General features: G+C 54.4%; 13 protein-coding genes and 1 pseudogene. 7 read left to right on the top strand and 7 right to left on the bottom strand.

Going from position 1 to position 17,087, the window contains the following annotated elements; all coding sequences use genetic code 11:
- Positions 1-9 precede the first annotated feature (9 nt).
- A complete protein-coding gene (locus F560_RS0101505) occupies positions 10-2,154 on the top strand; it encodes an MMPL family transporter (RefSeq protein ID WP_019003930.1) in 2,145 nt (714 codons plus the stop codon).
- Between the two features lie 99 nt (positions 2,155-2,253).
- Here the strand turns inward: F560_RS0101505 and F560_RS24810 are convergent, their stop codons facing one another.
- The 5 genes from F560_RS24810 to F560_RS26560 form a co-directional block, all read right to left on the bottom strand.
- Positions 2,254-2,367, bottom strand: coding sequence for a hypothetical protein (locus F560_RS24810; RefSeq protein ID WP_019003929.1), 114 nt, complete (start codon positions 2,365-2,367; stop codon positions 2,254-2,256).
- Between the two features lie 154 nt (positions 2,368-2,521).
- On the bottom strand, positions 2,522-4,102 hold the full coding sequence (locus F560_RS0101495; RefSeq protein WP_019003928.1) for a SagB family peptide dehydrogenase: 1,581 nt from the start codon (positions 4,100-4,102) through the stop codon (positions 2,522-2,524).
- A gap of 25 nt (positions 4,103-4,127) precedes the next feature.
- Positions 4,128-6,071 carry a TOMM precursor leader peptide-binding protein gene (locus F560_RS0101490; protein WP_019003927.1) on the bottom strand — a complete coding sequence of 648 codons (1,944 nt, stop codon included), beginning with the start codon at positions 6,069-6,071 and terminating at the stop codon, positions 4,128-4,130.
- The gene (locus F560_RS0101485) at positions 6,068-8,038 is read right to left on the bottom strand and encodes a putative thiazole-containing bacteriocin maturation protein (RefSeq protein ID WP_019003926.1); all 1,971 of its coding nucleotides are present in this window, start codon (positions 8,036-8,038) and stop codon (positions 6,068-6,070) included. The genes F560_RS0101490 and F560_RS0101485 overlap by 4 nt, the downstream gene beginning before the upstream one ends.
- A 188-nt stretch (positions 8,039-8,226) precedes the next feature.
- A complete protein-coding gene (locus F560_RS26560; protein ID WP_169449878.1) occupies positions 8,227-8,490 on the bottom strand; it encodes a heterocycloanthracin/sonorensin family bacteriocin in 264 nt (87 codons plus the stop codon).
- 287 nt (positions 8,491-8,777) lie between these two features.
- Between F560_RS26560 and F560_RS0101480 the strand changes: the two genes are divergently transcribed.
- The 4 genes from F560_RS0101480 (at position 8,778) to F560_RS0101465 (ending at position 13,504) form a co-directional block, all read left to right on the top strand.
- Complete coding sequence (locus F560_RS0101480; protein WP_019003925.1) at positions 8,778-10,001, top strand: MFS transporter; 1,224 nt, start codon at positions 8,778-8,780, stop codon at positions 9,999-10,001.
- A 180-nt stretch (positions 10,002-10,181) separates the two neighbouring features.
- Positions 10,182-11,267, top strand: a complete 1,086-nt coding sequence (locus F560_RS0101475; protein WP_019003924.1) for an NAD(P)H-dependent flavin oxidoreductase — start codon at positions 10,182-10,184, stop codon at positions 11,265-11,267.
- Positions 11,268-11,476: 209 nt separating this feature from the next.
- Positions 11,477-12,481 (top strand): alcohol dehydrogenase catalytic domain-containing protein, encoded by a 1,005-nt coding sequence (locus F560_RS22210; RefSeq protein ID WP_169449877.1) that lies wholly within the window; start codon positions 11,477-11,479, stop codon positions 12,479-12,481.
- A 12-nt stretch (positions 12,482-12,493) separates the two neighbouring features.
- Complete coding sequence (locus F560_RS0101465; protein ID WP_019003922.1) at positions 12,494-13,504, top strand: zinc-dependent alcohol dehydrogenase family protein; 1,011 nt, start codon at positions 12,494-12,496, stop codon at positions 13,502-13,504.
- Positions 13,505-13,846: 342 nt separating this feature from the next.
- On the opposite strand, the gene F560_RS0101460 is transcribed toward F560_RS0101465, so the two are convergent.
- Positions 13,847-14,218 carry an iron chaperone gene (locus F560_RS0101460; protein ID WP_019003921.1) on the bottom strand — a complete coding sequence of 124 codons (372 nt, stop codon included), beginning with the start codon at positions 14,216-14,218 and terminating at the stop codon, positions 13,847-13,849.
- A gap of 1,001 nt (positions 14,219-15,219) precedes the next feature.
- Positions 15,220-15,389 (bottom strand): annotated as a pseudogene (locus F560_RS26155) (IS1595 family transposase); the annotation flags it as partial.
- A 74-nt stretch (positions 15,390-15,463) separates the two neighbouring features.
- On the opposite strand from F560_RS26155, the gene F560_RS0101455 reads away from it, so the two are divergent.
- Together F560_RS0101455 and F560_RS0101450 are read left to right on the top strand one after the other, a co-directional pair.
- Positions 15,464-15,901, top strand: coding sequence for a MarR family winged helix-turn-helix transcriptional regulator (locus tag F560_RS0101455; RefSeq protein ID WP_019003920.1), 438 nt, complete (start codon positions 15,464-15,466; stop codon positions 15,899-15,901).
- Positions 15,902-16,003: 102 nt separating this feature from the next.
- A complete protein-coding gene (locus tag F560_RS0101450) occupies positions 16,004-17,059 on the top strand; it encodes a flavin-containing monooxygenase (RefSeq protein ID WP_019003919.1) in 1,056 nt (351 codons plus the stop codon).
- Positions 17,060-17,087: the final 28 nt, after the last annotated feature.

The raw sequence follows: 17,087 nt of genomic DNA, 5'->3' as shown, positions 1-17,087 counted from the left end.
AGCATGGTCATGGGCTACCGCAAGCTTGCCGTCATCTCTTTGCGATACCCGAAAACCATCATCTTGTTTTGGGTCTTGTTCCTGCTCTTCTTCGGCTTTTACGCCCCGAAGCTGCCCGGCGTTCTTAAGGATCACGGTTTAACCCCGGACGGAGCCTATGCCAAAGTCCAACAAATGCTGTCTGCCGATTTTCACATCCCCGAGGACCCCGTCATTCTTGTTTTTGAAAAAAAGCAGCCCGTAACCGAGGCGCAATTTCGGCGCTTTATCGGCCAAACGCTGTTTCGGCTGCAAGGAATCGGCGGGCTGAGCGAAGTCGTCTCTCCGCTCGAACGGGAAGGGATGATGCGACAGAATTACGCCTATGCGCTTCTGGGGTTCGAGCAACGCCCTTATGAGATGGAGCCGGTGCTTGATGAAATGCAAAGACGGCTGCCGAAGAGCGGCGGCATTTCGGTGAACATCACCGGGAAATCCGCCGTCCAAGCGGACGTGAACCGAGCCAGCGGACATGATCTGAGAAAGGCGGAACGGCTGGGCATCCCGGTTGCTTTTCTTATTTTATGGCTGGCTTTCGGCGGATTCGTTTCCGCTCTGATTCCCATTGCCGTTGGCGTGATCGGGGTGATCGGAACGATGGGAATCATGGCTTGGCTGGGGACGAAGGTCGAGCTGTCGAACTTTGTGCTGAATGTCATTCCCATGGTGGGACTGGCTTTGAGCATCGATTTTGCCTTAATGCTGGTCAGCCGGTTTCGCGAAGAATCGGCGCATGCCGCCGTAGAACAAGCATTGGAGACAACCATGCAGACGGCCGGAAGAGCCGTTTTATTTTCCGCTGCTTGCGTTTTTCTCGGCTTGCTGGGGACGCTGTTCATTCCGCTGCCTATCTTTCGTACGGTCGCGATGGGAGCGATGGCGGTCTTGACGGTCTCGGCGCTTACGGCTTTAACGTTGGTTCCGGCTCTGTTGACGGTGTTGTGGCCGTCCATTCAAGCGGAAAGCAAGCCGGTGTCCGCAAACGGGAAAACGACGGTGTGGCACGCCTGGGCGCGCTATGTGATGAAGAGACCCGTCCGCATGGGGCTGTTGGCATCGTTCTTGTTAATCGGTTGTTTTCTGCCCTTAAGCAAAATGAAAGTAGCCATTCCGGATGCCGCTTCGTTGCCGCCCGGCTACGCTTCCCGAGTAGCTGCAGAGGCCTATCAGGCCCATTTCGTTTCCCCTTCGGCTTCGCTAGTGTACATCGTCATCCAGGGAAATTCGCATCGTTGGCATAAAGAGGACTGGTTGCAGGCGTATGCGTTCACGCAGCGATTGGAGCGCGACCCGAACGTGCTGCGGGTGGATTCCGTTTTTTCCGGCTTGCGAATGCCGCCCGAACAGGCAAGCCTTTTGCTTCCAAGTCCGGTATTAAGAGAGAAGGATGAACCGGCGATTAAACCATTTGTGAACGAAAATCGGATGCTCCTTCAGGTGACGATAAAAGGAAGCCCGTCATCGAAGGAAGCGACGGATTGGCTCAGGCGCTTGGAGCAGGAGGGGGAGTCCTCCCGGATCCGTTTCCTGTTGGGAGGAGAAGCGAAGTACCAGCAGGAAGTATTCGACGCCATTTTTCCAAACCTCAAGGATGTTCTTCTGTTCATCTTCGCCACCCAATTCATGGTGCTGATTGCCGCCTTCCGATCCGTTCTCCTCCCGGTCAAACTCATGGCGATGAATCTGCTGAGCCTGGGGGCGGCGTTCGGGATTCTGTCCTGGATCTTCGAAGAGGGACGCTTGGGAATGGAGCCGGGCAGCATCGCCATTATGATCCCTGTCTTTATTTTCGGGCTTGTTTGGGGCATCAGCATGGATTATGGCGTGTTCCTTGTCTCGCGGATTTATGAGGCCTACAGGCAGACACACGATAACGACCATGCGATTCGGGCCGGCCTGTCCTCGACCGGCAGAATCATCACCTCGGCAGCGGCGATCATGATTGCGGTCACCGGGCCGTTTGCCTTCGGCGAAGTAGCCGGGGTCAAGCAGTTGGGGATCGGCATTGCCGCGGCGATCTTCATCGATGCCACCGTCATCCGGATGGTGCTGGTTCCAGCCTTGATGAAATGGCTTGGCAAATGGAATTGGTGGGCGCCGCGATGGCTCCAATAAGCGGCCGGCGCCGTGCCGGCAGGGGATGCCGGAGCCGAAATAAAAAAAGCCCATCGCGCTCGATTGAGCTGATGGGAATAAAATAAAGATTTGGATGGCTTAGAAAATACCGATTCCCGCTCTCAGGATAATGACCAGCAGAATGAAAAGCACGAGAACGAATGCAGCGGCACGGAGGCCGCCGCCTCCGTAACCGCCAACAGGATAGCTCATGGAATCACCTCCTGTTTTCTTTTCGGTGTTGTGTGATTGTTCATCACATGATTAGAGTATGAATGGATCATCGTACGGTCTGTGCATGAGCATAGATCAAGGAAGATTCCGCAAATAACGGGGGAGGGGCGGACGCTTTTCGCCTTTTTCGCGCCTAGCCATGCAAGCTTCCCCCCAGCCGGGGGCGAGGACGATAGGGCCCGACCGGGATTTGGATCAGGCTGGTTTTCCCTTGCGGAGCCAGATTGTAGATCTCGTCGCACGAGTTCGTGTCAAATCCGAGGAGCGGATGTCCCCCCATCCCGATGGCGGACGCCGCCAACAGCAAACGTTGCACGAGCATGCCCGCTTCCATCTGCTGGATGCGATAGCCTCGGTACCCCAGTTCCGTGATCAGGTGATTTCGGTCCCCCGCCACATGCAGGCAAAGCGGTATTTGAAACAAATTGATATTGTGCAAAGACATGGCTTGTTGCAGCCGGAACCGGTGATCGCCGGGACGTATCCGCCGCAAGGCATTGGCGTCGCTGTCATAATGGTAGGCGCCGTCCGGAATACCTTCCACGCCGTGCAGACAGCCATACAGCGAGACGCGGCAGCCCGGCTGCTCATGCGCTCCATCCAAATCGTTCCGATACCAAAAGGAAGCCGTCGCCTCCTGCAACAGAGCGGCTAGCTGCGATTGGCTTACATGGCCCCGGACAAAATCCGCTTCCGGTGAAAACCGCTTGCGGCAGGCCGACGCCAGATCGTACGACAACCGCTTCACGCGGGGCAGAGCTACCGCCCGGCCTTCCTCGTCAACGTTTTTTTCCTCCCGGAGCTGCCGGAACGATCGCGTCGAGGCCAGCATGGACGCTTCGTTCATCCGGATCAGCATCGGATACGCTGCGACCTTGCGCGACCGGACGTAGTGCTCGTGCCGAACCGCTGACAGCTCCCGGCACAATTCGGCGTCGTCGATCTCCCTCGCATCGTCCGGCCTGTCGGCAAACCAAGCGGTCGAAGGCTCCGCCGACAGCGGAATCACCGCATACACGCTCTCCTCCCGTTCGGATAGCCCGAGCAGATGGTTGACGGCCCGGTCGAGAAATTGGAAGTAAACGCCCGACGCGAAACCAAACCGTTTCGCCGTTTCCAACAGCTGCCCGATCAGCACGCCGGCGTCCAGCCCTTGCAGCCGGTAGGCGAAGTTATGGTACTTAAAGAAATTTTTCCAAAACAGGGTTGACACAAACACCGCGCCGAACCAAGCCGACACGTCGCATCGGTTGCCGAGCGCGCGTGCCAGATAGGAATCGAAATGGCCTTCGCGCAACAGCACCAAGCGGTGGCGGGCCGCATCATAATGATACACGCCCGCAGGCAAATCCTCTATCTTCAGATACACGTACAATTCGTTCGGATACAACGCCCCGCCGGAGGGAACAAAGCGCCGGCACATCTGCATTGCAGCCGCTTCTTGTTCCGCGGCGTCCCCGGCGAACACCGACTGGTAGAATTGAGTGTACCCGAACACGTACCAGAGAAAATGACCGATTCCGCGCAGGCCGGGGGCGGCGGGCGCTTTCCGTTCTTCCAGCGACAGCGGCACCTCCAACGAAAGCGGGACCGCAGGCAAGCCGCGGTAAAGCTTATACGGGAGCGGCGCATCCGTCCAATCCACCTCCCAGTCCGGCGGTCTGGCCCTGTCGGCTTCAAAATGCAGATCGTGCAGAAATGCCTCCAGATTCATCTTTCTGCCTCCTCCTTGACGCGGCTTACGGAAACGGATGCGGATGCGGATTGAGCTGTTCCGGCGTCAGCTGCTCCTTCGCATACCCAAGCTGCGCCGGTACCCGCAATACCCTTTCCAGCCCTGTCAAGCGGGTAAGGTGATATCCGAACGTCATCGGCAGCATCCCCGGAATCAGCACTTTCACGCAATACAGACCGTTTCGCCGGGTTTCCGGCGTCGTCTGGTCCACGACGATGACTTCAAGGTTCAGCCGGCGGAACGCCCGGAGAAGGTCTCTCAGATCATCGGTCAGGTCGGCATGCCGCGCTTTCGATCCGAATTCCTCGGCAAACGTCCGCAACGGACGATTGTTTTCCAGCAAAAATTGCAGGCGTTCCTCCGCTTGCGGCAACCCGTACAGCATCGAATGGTCTTCCATTTGACGTACCCGGAACGGATCGTGGAGCATTTGCTCATACGTCTTGCGGTTTGACTCGAATTTCTCTTCGAACGTCAGCAGCATGGCGGCCAATTCGTGAAGCGAGCTTTTGACCGCCCGTACCGGGTCCGGATGGGATCCGGCCGCACAGATGAGATTGACCCCTTTCGTTTTTCGGTTTTTCGCGATGGTCCAAACGCTTGGAATTCCGTTCTCCATCGTCGCATTAAACAAATGGACTTCGTATCCCGTCACCGCCTGCAACCGTTCGGCCATCAGCCGCAGCTCGCGGTCGCCGGCGGAATCGAGGTCGAGGCGGGGGAGAGGCAGCCGCGCGTACCAGGTCATCAGGAACGCATCGCGCTCCACCACTTCCAATATGCCGTAAAAAATCGCTTCCTCCAGGCTTCCGCCCAACGCGCATCCGTTGGACGTTTCATAGACAAAGCCCTCCCCGCAGCTCAGGCTGTAATAGGCGAGCAACTCCGGAACGAGAATCGGGCGCTCCTGCAAAAACGAGTAGCCCCATACCCAATCGATCGGGCGGTCGGGGTCAAACGGCGCGAACGGAAATCCCGGCCGCGCATACTGTTCCTTGGCGTACAAGCCGACCTTGACGGGGTTGAGCGCTTGATCTTCCAGATTGCGGTAACTGTCGCGGACTACCGTCCGCTTGCCGCGGGGAGCCAAACCGCAGTACCGTTCCAAAGCTTCCAAAATGGCGGTCGACTCGCTTTCCGCATAGGAATGGGTCCGGCCTGCGGACGATTCGTCCCCCGCAAACAACGGCAAATTCACGCTCACATCGGCAAACGGCGACACAAGGTCGTGCATTTTCCCGTTCAATAAGCCCGTCCGGTAATCCAGATAAGACGCGGCCAGAACGTTCTTCAGATCATCCATGGGACGGCAGCGGTAACTGTCGGCGTTGATCTTCGGACTTGGCTGCAATGAAATTCGCGCGGCTGCCGGCGAATCTTCGGGCAATCGGCCGCAGACCGGACACAGCGGATCCGGCAAAAAGAAGTGAAGCGAGCTCTTCAGCGTATTCAGGTTGATCAAGAACACCCGTTCTTCCGTGCGGGCCCGGCCGCCTTGCAAGATCCGCTGCGCCTCCTCCACAAGCAAATGGGCCATCTGCCAAAGCGCCGTACGCGACGCCCAGGCGTCGCGCGGCGTTTCCCCGCGCGCCGCCAGCCGCTGTTGCAGCTCCCGCATCTCCCTGCGGTCGCGTCCCGCCATCAGGCGCCGCATATCCGCACAGCGCGAGCATCCCGGCGCGCCCGGGCGCACCAACGGCCCGACAACGCCTTCGCCCAATGAGACAAAGCCGCGCAGCCACGGGATTCCGCTTGGCTGAAAAACCTCCTCCGCCATGCGAGGAACGGAGGGCTGCCAGGAATCGTGCAGCACCAAAGCCAAATCCGCCGTTGCCGGTCCCTGTTCCTTAAAATCGGGTTGATGAATTACCCGATACAGGGCGGACAGCTCCGTGCACACGAAGTCCGCCAGCAGCCCTTCTCCGACAACCAGCACAACCGCGTTCATCGGGCTTCCTCCTCTCGCAGCAGCACGCCAAACACGCCCGCCAGTCCCTCTTTCAAGAACGGTTCCTGCGCCAGATCGAGGACCCGAAGTCGCTTGCCGCTCCGCTTCAGGATCTGCAGGGCGGTCAGCAGATCTTCCGTGCCGAACGCCTCTTCATGCGAGGGGATCGCAGGGCTTGGCAGAGCCTCTGGTTCTTCCGTCCGCACGGACGAAACCTCCAGCGTATGCGTTGCGGGTCCAGCCGCTTCGTTCTGCGCTTTCAGCAGCGCTTGCAGCAGCGCCTCCCTGAGCGCCAATGTCCGATTCAAGCCCACGCTGCCATGCCAGCTCCCGTTCGAACCGACCCACGCCACCGGAAAGCCGTTCACTTCCGTTCCCCAGCCGATCAAAGGCGGCGAGCCCCGCAGCGTGGTCAATGCCTGCAAATAAAACCGGCAGCGTTCGTCTTCCACCTCGTCCAGCCGCACCGGAAGGACGGAAGGCGGCCGATCCGCCAGCCGCTTGCGCAGCTCTTCGGCCAAGCATGCCAGCAGGGCGCGGCCAATGCCTTCCGCCACCGTCTCGCCCGCTCCGACGCCGACAAATTCCCGGATTTCGACCGGATTTCCCTTTTCGCCCGGGCGGGAGGGGAGAGGCGTCATGAGCAGACCGGCCATCCGCGACACGTACGCTTCAATTCCGGCCAACCCCGCTTCCCGCCGCGCCTCCTCGTGCGTCAAACCTGCGCGGATCTCCTCCGGCAGCAGCTCGGCAGGCCCTTCCGACAGCGGGTCGGTCGGCTGAACGCGGCATTGGGCCAACGGAAGCTGCTTCAATTCCCCCTCTTCCCAAAGGTGGAAGATCCCCGATTCGGCCGATGTCAGCCTACTGAAGAAGGGAAGCAATCCATGGGGCTCTCTTTGGCCCGAACTCCGCTCCAGCCGCTGCTCGACATCTTCGACCCATTCGGCCGCCGCACGTCCGCCCGCCAGCGGATGGGGGAAGAATGAATGCCAGGTTCCTTCCAGCGTCTCCAGATCAAGCAGAAAGAATTTGTTCTTTCGTTCGGATTCGTTCACTCCCGCGACCGTTTTCAACAATTCGAACACGATCACGTTCGCCAGCATCGCCCCGGCTGCGGGAGAGAAGGCGTGCAGCTGCGGGTCTTTGTTCAGCGCGGACGAGTGTATGCGGCGCAGCGCCGATTCCCAGCATCCCTCATCGTCCGGATGGACCAGCGGGCCCGCCAGCCCCGCCTGCCGCAGACAAAGGGCGGGGAGCAGCAGCTTTTTCTCCTCCCGGCAAACCGCGTTCAGCACCCGCAGTTCCTCAACGTCGTCCTTCTGCGACACATATAAAATCGCATCATACGGCTGCACCGTCTCCCGCCAAGATTCCGCTCCGTTCTTCCGCAGGACGATCTCTTCCACAGCCACCTCGGGGTCCGTTTGCCGGGCATGCATCGCCAGTTCCGCCAACCGCTGCCGGTTGGTCGGCACCGCATCCGTAATCAGCATGCGGAACTTCGGCAATCCGGATTCCAGCAGCGCCGCCGCCAACGAGACAAAAAACGGGCCGGAGCCGACCGCCAACACGTTCGCCTGACGATAGGATTGAAAGCGGTACGCGCCCGAATCCCCGAAGCTGTCCAGAAATTCAATTTGTGATGCGTATTTTTGGAGAACGTCATCTCGCAGCCGATGCGGACGATCCCGGCTCACGTCCCGGACAAAGCCGTTTCGGTACAAGGCTTGCGCGATTTCGTACACCCGGACCCGATATTCGTCCGGCAATCCGTCGGTCAGCTCTTCCAGCGTGTGCTCTCCATTGAACGCCGGTATCAAGGTTTCAATCCACTGGTCGATCGAATCGCCCTCCATGCGGAAAGAGACCCGATTGTTCCGAAAATAAACGCTGCCGTTGGGATCCGGGAGAAAAAACGTGTCGCTTTTCACCTTCAAACGCATGGAAGGATGCAAATTCGTCATGATACTCCTCCTTACGTGGGCCGTTCTCCAATCTGCGCATTGCTTTCCACTGTAATCCTATGTACGGCTATTTGTCCCTTTTGCCTGATCTTGTAGAGAAGGGCTCAGATAGCCCATAAAAAAGAAATAGCCCGGTTGCATGCCGAGCTATGACTTTTGCAATCGGTTTTTTCTCGTTTGCGGCATCACTACCGGCAGCGGGCACAATTTTGGCATTGAAAGCAATTTTGGCATTGGAAACAGTTTTGGCACCGGAAACAGTTTTGGCACCGGAAACAGTTCTGACATCGGAAGCAGTTGAAACATTGGACAAAGCAAGAACCGACGCAAAGGCCAACGCATAACCGGGCCGGATCGGATTCATGCGGGGCTTGATGATCCCAAGGCGTCGCCTCTCCCGCATGAAATTCAGAGACTTTCAGCTTTTTCAGTTCTTTTTTGAAATGATCCAATTGTTTATAACCTCCGCTTATTTAATGAAATTACGCTGGGGAAATCACCACTCATTTCGACAAACTACACATTCAATTTATGAAAACCCATCCGCTCTTGTTACTCCTCCAAATACCTACAACAGGATTTTCGTAAAGCGGATGAGGCGGCCGTTGCTGCGGGAACCCTTGCCGGCCCTCGTCCGGCGCCGGTTGCCGAACCATTTGGTAGAATAGGATGGAAGCATAGAAAGAGTTTGGCTAAAATAATCGCATGGAGGAACGAAGCGTGAAGGGGGAGCAAACCGATGGGGCGTATCGTTGGGAGGAAGAGGCCGAATGCAACGGTTCTAAAATATTATTTCATTATTTTGCTCTATACCTGTATTGATAAGCTATACGGCACCGTATACGTCGCTCATATGAGCGAAAAGGGGCTTACTTCCTTTCAGGTCGGACAAGTATTGGCGGCTGCATCGCTGGCATTAAGTTTATTCGACTATCCGACCGGCAACCTAGCCGATAAATTCGGGCGAAAGCGAGCGATGGTATTCGGCTTCGCGATCTGGGCAATCGGCTTGCTGGCCTTCGTTCAAGCCGATATTCAGGCTTGGTTTGTCGTCAGTATTGTGTTTTGGGCTGCCGGTATTTCCCTGATCAGCGGAACGCCGCAAGCGTGGCTGGTCGACGAGTTGTCCAAAGAGGGGAAGCCGGATCTAAAAGCCAAAGTTTTCCCGAGAGCCGATGCCGCTTCCCTGATGATCGGGGCGGCGGTCGCCTTATTATGCTCCAAGCTTGTGGCCGACCACCCTTCGTTTCCCTTGCTGCTCGCCGGATCTCTCGCCATGGCCGCAGGTGCCGTGCTGCTATTCTGGCTGCAAGAAAACTATGGCGACAAGCATATTTCGTTTGGCAGGGCCGTCGTTCGCAATACCGTTGATCTGATGAAGGAGCCTTTTCTCCGGATGCTGATGTTCCGCGCCGCTGCGGCACGAATTGCCTTTCAAACGTTCGTTATCATTTGGCAACTATACATGATCAAGGAGTTGCAATTGCCCGCGGCCTATCTTGGCGTCACGATGGCTGTTTTTATGCTTGTGTTAGCAGGAGGGAACTTTCTGGCGGGGATAATCCTGCAGCGTTTGGATGGCGTCAGCGTTTCCATTATCAGTCAAACCTTTATTGCATTGGGTTCGCTAACGATGGCATTCAGCACGACGGTAATCGCTTTTTATATCGGGGCTTGCCTGATCGAATTCGGTCTCGGCCTCGATAGCAGCGCAGCGTCCGTATGGGTGCACGACGTCATCCCAAGCGAGAGAAGAGCGACGTATATTTCCGCCATGTACGCCGTCGGCTCGCTGTTTGGTTTCTTGATCCCTCTAGCCGCAGGCTATATTGCCGACAGCTTCGGGTACCGCTACAACTGGTTGTTCGCATGCGCGGGAAGCCTGCTGACGATGGGGTTGTCCGTCAAAATCGGCTCGGCCCTGAAATCCAAAGGAGGCAGGCCTCACGTTCATTCCGGATGAGGAGGAACAGGCCGTTTATCTCCACGCGGCAGTCCTTTCCCGACGCTTTGCCGTGACAAGTTGGAATGGTTTTGCGACATTGGGTTATTGGTTAGGAATCACGGCTCTTTTGACCCTATCGGAACCGAAGGTGTTATTTTCTCAATACGCCAGAAATCATTTGGAAGGGGTTGCGGCAACATGTTGCGTACGCGTCTGACCGAACGGTTGAAGATCGCATATCCCATTATACAGGCCGGTATGGCCGGGGGCGTCACCACGCCTGAGCTGGTAGCCGCGGTATCGAACGCGGGCGGACTTGGCACACTCGGCGCGGGCTACATGAGCGCAGAGCAAATCCGGTTCGCGGTGGAAACCATTCGCCGCCATACCGATCGGCCGTTTGCCGTAAACTTGTTTATCCCCGAAAGCTATCAGGAGAACGTTGAAGATATTCAAGCGATGAATCGAACCCTCGACACGTTTCGCAATGAGCTCGGCATCCCGAACTCCCCCGAAATCGCGAAAGCGGCGGAGCCTTTTCATGAGCAACTCGACGCCGTCATCGAGCTGAAGGTGCCTGTATTCAGTTTTACGTTCGGCATTCCGGACTCGGCTGTCATGCGGCGGCTCAAGCAGGCAGGCATCTATACGATCGGAACGGCGACCACGGTGAAAGAGGCATTGGCTTTGGAGGATGCGGGCGTTGACGCTGTTGTGGCGCAGGGCAGCGAAGCCGGCGGGCATCGGGGGACGTTCGCGGACAAGGCGGAAACCGCGCTCATCGGCACCTTGGCCCTGGTTCCGCAGGTGGCGGATGCGATCTCTATTCCCGTCATCGCAGCCGGAGGCACCATGGACGGGAGAGGACTCGCCGCCTGCCTCATGCTCGGCGCGGACGGCGTGCAGATGGGCACCGCGTTTATCGCGAGCCCGGAGAGCGGCGCGCATCCCGCCTACAAAAAAGCGCTGGAGGCCGCAACAGAAGAACAGACGGCCATTACCGCCATGTATTCCGGCAAAGCCGCCCGCGGACTGATGACAACCTTCATGAAGAGAATGTCTTCTTACCCAGGGAACGTGCCGCCCTATCCGATTCAAAACGCGCTCACGCGCGACATTCGCCAGGCGGCCGCCAAAGCAAACCGTCCGGAGTACATGTCCCTCTGGGCCGGGCAGGGATTGCGCTTGGTGAAGCCTGTGCCGGCGGCTGTCGTGGTGGAGGAAACCGTGCGCAAGGCGGTTGAGGCGATTCGAAATCGTATCCCGAATGCGGATCCTTCCTGAATATGGTTTGCAAGATTAATCGGCGTTTATTCCGGTGTAGACTTTGCATTCGCCGGGCGGTATAATTTTGTTGGAAATAAAAATAAAATGTTATATTAAAACATATTGAGGCGTTTCAAGGAGGAGATTTCCTTTAAAAACGAAAAATTGTAATCGCTTTACAGGCTTGGGGATGGGATTTGACGATATTCCGGTTGGAGGAGATGCGCTTGAGAGCATTGGTCTATGAGCGGCCGGGCGAGGTTCGGGTAGCCGATCGACCCGTACCGGAGGCGAAGCCGGGAGAAGTTCTGATCAAGGTTGCCGCCGCCGGACTGTGCGGGACGGACCGTCACATTGCGGACGGAAGCTATCACGGCACGCCCGGCATTGTGTTGGGCCACGAACTGGCGGGTGTGGTCGAGGCAGTGGGGGAAGGCGTTGCTCATGTGGCAGTCGGCACAGCCGTTTGCGTCGATCCGAATCTGGCCTGCCACAGTTGCGCGCAGTGCCGCGCCGGAAGACCCAACCTGTGCGTTAACGCCCAGGCGGTCGGCGTCACGAGGGATGGCGGGCTGGCTCCTTATGTGGCGGTTCCCGCAGAGCTGGCGACGCCGCTGCCATCGGGATTGTCTCCGGTACACGCCATCCTGGGCGAGCCGTTGTCCTGCGTCGTGCATGCGCTTGATCGGGTCAATCTTCAGCTTGGCACGAGAGCGGCGGTATGGGGGCTGGGCACCGCAGGCATTATGATGATTCAGTGCCTGAAAGCAATGGGGCAGGAAACGATCGTCGGCATCAGCCACCATGCGGATCATCGCGAACTGGCGCTAAGGGCCGGAGCCACCCGCATTATGACGCAGGAAGAAGCGATGGACGGGTTGGAAGTGGATCTGGCCATCGAAGCTTCCGGGTCGAAGACGGCTTTCGAACCCGCGTTCAACGCGCTGGCGCCCGGCGGCAAGCTGCTGCTGTACGGCGTCATGAACCCCTGGGATACGGTAACGTTGAAGCCCGAAACGATGTTTCGAAAAGAATTGCAAATTGTGGCGAGCTACGTCGGTCCGAAAACGCTGGATCGCGCTCTGGCGCTGCTGAAATCGGGAGCGGTGGATGCGAGGCTGCTGTTGGGCGACCGGCTGACATTAGAGGAAGCCTGTCAGTGGGTGCTTAAGCAAGGGCCCAGAAGAAAAGCCAAAGCTCATGTTATCTTTGACGACAGCTTTTTGGACTAAGGAGGAGGAAAAATGAAAGCGCTTGTCATCGAATCGCCCAGAAACGCGGTCGTGAAGGACGTTCCCTATCCGAAGCCGGGACCACGCGAGGTCACGATTCAAGTGAAACGGTGCGGCATTTGCGGGACGGATTTGCATATTTACCAAGGGACATTTTTGCCGAAATATCCGTTAATTCCCGGTCATGAATTTTCCGGTGTCGTTCACGAAGTCGGAGAAGGCGTCACCCGGTTTAAAGCGGGCGACCGAGTTGCCGTGGATCCTTCGATTTTCTGCGGAAAATGCGACTATTGCCTGAGCGGCAGAGGCAACCACTGCGTGGACTGGAAAGCGACCGGCGATACGGAGAACGGGGCAATGGCCGAGTATGTCAAGGTTCCGGAGGAAACGGTGTTTTTGATGCCGGAAGGCATGCCGTTCTCCGAGGGGGCCTTTATCGAGCCGATCGCTTGCGTCGTGCACGGCATGAACCAGCTGGAACTAAAGGTGGGGCAAAGCGTGCTGCTGTTCGGGGCCGGAAGCATGGGCCAGCTTCTGATTCAAGCTCTCTCTCACGCTGGCGCGGGCGAGCTCGCCGTCGTCGACGTTGCCCAGAACAAGCTGGATTTAGCCAAGCAAAACGGGGCCACCCATACGTACCTGAGCGCGGAAATCGCGGAGCGGCTTGCAAGCCGTAAAGGGCATAACGGATTCGATGCCGTGATCGATGCGACGGGAATCCCTTCGGTTATCGAATCCCAGTTTCAATATTTGGCGCCCAAAGGAACCCATCTTCAATTCGGCGTCGCACCGCGAGGGGCCACCATCAACATCAGCCCGTTCGACATTTACCACATGGATTGGAAATTGGTAGGCTCGATGGCCATCAATCATACGTACAAGCCGGCTTTGAATTGGATGGCGGCGGGACGCTTCAACACGGCGCCGCTCATTTCCGAGGTGATTCGGTTGGAAGACGTCCCGGCGTTTTTCGCGCGCGGCAAAGCGGCCGATCTAATGAAAGTGCAAATCAGCTTCGAATAAATCCTTTCCGCCATCTGGACAAATTCCATATGTACGCAGGACCAACTCTAATCAAGCGATAACATTACTCTACAATTCACCTATTATCAAAAAGGTGAAATGAAGAAACTTGTCGGCAATATTCATTATATACAAACTTTAATAGGGGTAGCGTAAGGTCAGGAACATGCAGATTTACAACGCTTAGAAAATGCCAATAATTAAAAGCCCGATTTCTCAAATTCAATACTGAGAAATTGGGCTTTTTGTTACTCTACAATCGCGCTCTATAACGGAATAACTAAAACATGATCTCAATCCCTAAGAAGCCCTCACAGGCTTTCTAAGGGCTATCCTATTTTTTTATTTCCGCCAAAAAGTTGAACAGTTTGCTTTATCCTGAATATTAAATTCAATTATTTTCTCAAGCAATTCGTAATTTACCGGCTCATTCCACGGAATTCGAAACAAGCCTTTGGTAGCGCTGTAGCCAGCTTGTGCAATGTCATCGGCAAAGTGCGCAATGCCTACTTCTTCGGGTGAAACGCTCAAATGATGCTTCGCTGTGGAAAAGCCGATGATAAATGTGCCGTGATCGGAAAACATTGGCGTATTCCACTTGATTTGCGGTTCCAAATTCGGGAATTTATTTACAACCCACGCCAAAATTTCCTCTGTTCGGTCGCGGTGGTCGGGGTTATCGATACCTGCTAAATATTTCGCAAAAACTTCCATGTTGTTCCCTCCTAAAATAAAATTTATGTCGTTCAGAGAAGTTCTTCAAACCCATTCGGCGTTAAAACTCTCACAGAACCGCTCAGACACGTTCTTAAACAACACCTATCTCCAACTATATATTTTACAACTTGGATAGTCAAAATGGCTTAAAATGCAAATTAGAGGCTTTAAAAAGTATCTGACTTGTATCGCAAGCGATAGCCGGTCTGTCTAAAAGTATATAACTCCATGTCATCTATGCTACATAGCATAAATCCTATTTTGGCGAAGCCACCCGGCGACGTTGTCGCCTTAAGCCTCTCGAGCTCGTAAATACGGAAACGTTAGCAGAAATAACCGAGAAAAAAGTAGACTCAAGTGAGTCCGAAAAACGACTTGAAGGTAAAAGAGCAATGAAAGGATCCTTTTCATTAGGTAATTCGTTTGGTTGCTTGGGAGAATTCAAGAAGTCAGTTACTACTGCTAACACTGCATTATGCGAGCCATTTTTTATCCCTTCAGAAATGCTTGAAACCCTTGTCCCATAAGGCTTTTCGCGATTTCCCCACTTCGCTTTTGTCGCTTTGTCCTCGCATAACTTGGATTTTTTCAGCCAAGATATACGAACCAGGCACTTAAAGGTTATGCGCGGAAAAAGATATATGCACCTGATTTTTACGAGATATACGAGGCTGACAGGTCGATCATAACGTTCGTGAAATCAACAGTCAAGCGTCATGATGAACTTTATTTACTGAAGAAGACATGAGGAAACTTGAAGCAAACCCGAATGTGCAGCATGAATCGGAGAAGAACATCACCCATACGGCTCCGTTTAAGCTTACGGCGGTCCGTGCTGGAGGGTCGGACACTGACGGAAACTAATCAATGCAATAGACAAATATAAGGGTTTCTAGATGCCTTGTCCGCGTTGTGTTCTGATCAATTATTTGGGGCGGATTAACTCTCACACAGAGCTCCCTTTGTCATAATAGCTTTATTTTTCGGGGGGCCGGTGCAAGCAACAGCCACGCGGTCGGGTAAGTCAATTCGAGTTTCCTCGCAAGGTACAGAAACGTCGCGCTTGTCGTGCGCAACCAGAAAGAGCTCCCCAAAACAAGGTGGGCAAAGTCGTGTGGGTTTGATGTGTGATCGTACCAGCTGTTGCCGAAATTTGATACTGGCAACTAGTGTTAACTTATATAAAATATAGTTGCAAAATGCAAATAAAAATTGTATAACGATAATATGGAGGTGAATGCGATGGAAGATGTACGCCATGTACTCCAATTGATTACTCGACGTTTTGGTTTTTTGAACAAAAATTGTTGCTCGGTTGGCGGAGTGGACGTCTCCTTAATTCAGAGCCACATTCTTTATGAGATTGATCGACAGCATCATCCGTCTATGCAACAAATTGCGGAAACTTTAGGAATGGACATTACAACATTCAGCCGACAAGTTCAATCGTTGATCCGGAAAAAGCTCGTGAAGAAATCGCCTTCCGATCAAGATCGAAGGGTATATATATTGGAACTGACCACAGAAGGTAAATTTGTTGCGGCAGCGATTGAGCAGCAGGTTCAAGATTACTTGACTCAAATTTTTTTTCATATGAATGAGTTTGAGAAAGAAACCGTCATTCGTTCCTTAAAGTTACTGAATGCGAGTATGGAGAAAACAGGGGTTTGTTGCAGTTAACAACGGGAGAATCATTACCCTGTTGTTTTGTAATATATTTGCAGTTTGCAAATAAAATATCTTATACTTGCAATTTGCAAGTAAAGTCAAGGAGGAATTGGTATGGAGGATGTATGGGATACAATCGTCATCGGGGGAGGTCAGGCTGGTCTTGCCTCAGGGTATCACTTACAAAAGAAAGGGCTGCGGTTTTTAATTTTGGAAGCGAACGAGCAAGCCCTCGGATCATGGCCCAAATATTATGACAGTCTTAAATTGTTTTCTCCAGCGCGGTTTTCATCGTTGCCTGGCATGAAGATCCCAGGGGATGGCGATCGTTATCCGCTGAGAGATGAAGTCATTCGTTATTTGCAGGAGTACGTCAAACAATTTAGATTGCCGGTCATTACAAATCAGCGTGTAGAGTCTGTTGAGAAAACCGGCGAAGCATTCATGATTCGAACAATTTCCGGTGAAAAGTATCAAAGCAGAACAGTCATTAACGCTACGGGGTCCTTTCATCATCCATTTACGCCCGCGATAAAGGGACAAGAGGAGTTTCAGGGCAATATCCTCCATTCCTCCGAATACCGCAATCCGGAACGGTTTAGGAATCAAAGGGTGGTGGTTGTCGGGCGTGGAAATTCTGCCGTTCAAATTGCCATCGAATTGGCTGAGGTGAGTAAGACGTCTCTAGCAGTACTGCGGCCCGTTCAGTTAAAGAGACAAAGGGTATGGGGTCAAGATTTGCATTTTTGGATTAGAGTGATTGGTTTAGACACGTTTCCATTCTGGCGATTTGGCAAAAATGCGCCAAGTTCGAGTTCGGTCATTGATTTAGGTCAATACAAAGAGCGTCTAGCGGCAGGCAAGCCGGATCAAAAGCAAATGTTCACTTCTTTTTATACGGAAGGCGTGATTTGGCCGAATGGGACAAAAGAGCAGGTAGACACAGTCATTTTTGCTACTGGATACCGTCCTAATCTTGCCTTTTTAAGAAATATTGGTGCACTAGACTCTGAAGGGAGGCCTTTACAGTCGGCAGGGATAAGTACGACAGTTCCCGGACTTTATTACGTAGGTCTCGAAGGTCAACGGTCGATTGCTTCCGCAACCTTAAGGGGAGTCGGTCCTGACGCAAAATTTGTGGTGCGAAAATTGATCCGTCATTTGAGATAAACGATGTCTTTGCGTCCTTTTTTGAATG

The sequence above is a fragment of the Cohnella laeviribosi DSM 21336 genome (genome assembly GCF_000378425.1).
Lineage (GTDB): Bacteria > Bacillota > Bacilli > Paenibacillales > Paenibacillaceae > Cohnella > Cohnella laeviribosi.
The sequence above is the reverse complement of the archived record's forward strand: the minus strand, read 5'-3'. Positions and strand labels throughout refer to the sequence as shown.

Coding starts and splice junctions, on each gene's coding strand:
- F560_RS0101465 (WP_019003922.1), top strand. CDS start 12,494: ATGAAAGCGCTTGTCATCGAATCGCCCAGAAACGCGGTCGTGAAGGAC.
- F560_RS0101480 (WP_019003925.1), top strand. CDS start 8,778: ATGGGGCGTATCGTTGGGAGGAAGAGGCCGAATGCAACGGTTCTAAAA.
- F560_RS0101505 (WP_019003930.1), top strand. CDS start 10: ATGGGCTACCGCAAGCTTGCCGTCATCTCTTTGCGATACCCGAAAACC.
- F560_RS0101475 (WP_019003924.1), top strand. CDS start 10,182: ATGTTGCGTACGCGTCTGACCGAACGGTTGAAGATCGCATATCCCATT.
- F560_RS0101450 (WP_019003919.1), top strand. CDS start 16,004: ATGGAGGATGTATGGGATACAATCGTCATCGGGGGAGGTCAGGCTGGT.
- F560_RS0101490 (WP_019003927.1), bottom strand. CDS start 6,071: ATGAACGCGGTTGTGCTGGTTGTCGGAGAAGGGCTGCTGGCGGACTTC.
- F560_RS0101495 (WP_019003928.1), bottom strand. CDS start 4,102: ATGAATCTGGAGGCATTTCTGCACGATCTGCATTTTGAAGCCGACAGG.
- F560_RS0101455 (WP_019003920.1), top strand. CDS start 15,464: ATGGAAGATGTACGCCATGTACTCCAATTGATTACTCGACGTTTTGGT.
- F560_RS0101485 (WP_019003926.1), bottom strand. CDS start 8,038: ATGACGAATTTGCATCCTTCCATGCGTTTGAAGGTGAAAAGCGACACG.
- F560_RS0101460 (WP_019003921.1), bottom strand. CDS start 14,218: ATGGAAGTTTTTGCGAAATATTTAGCAGGTATCGATAACCCCGACCAC.
- F560_RS24810 (WP_019003929.1), bottom strand. CDS start 2,367: ATGAGCTATCCTGTTGGCGGTTACGGAGGCGGCGGCCTCCGTGCCGCT.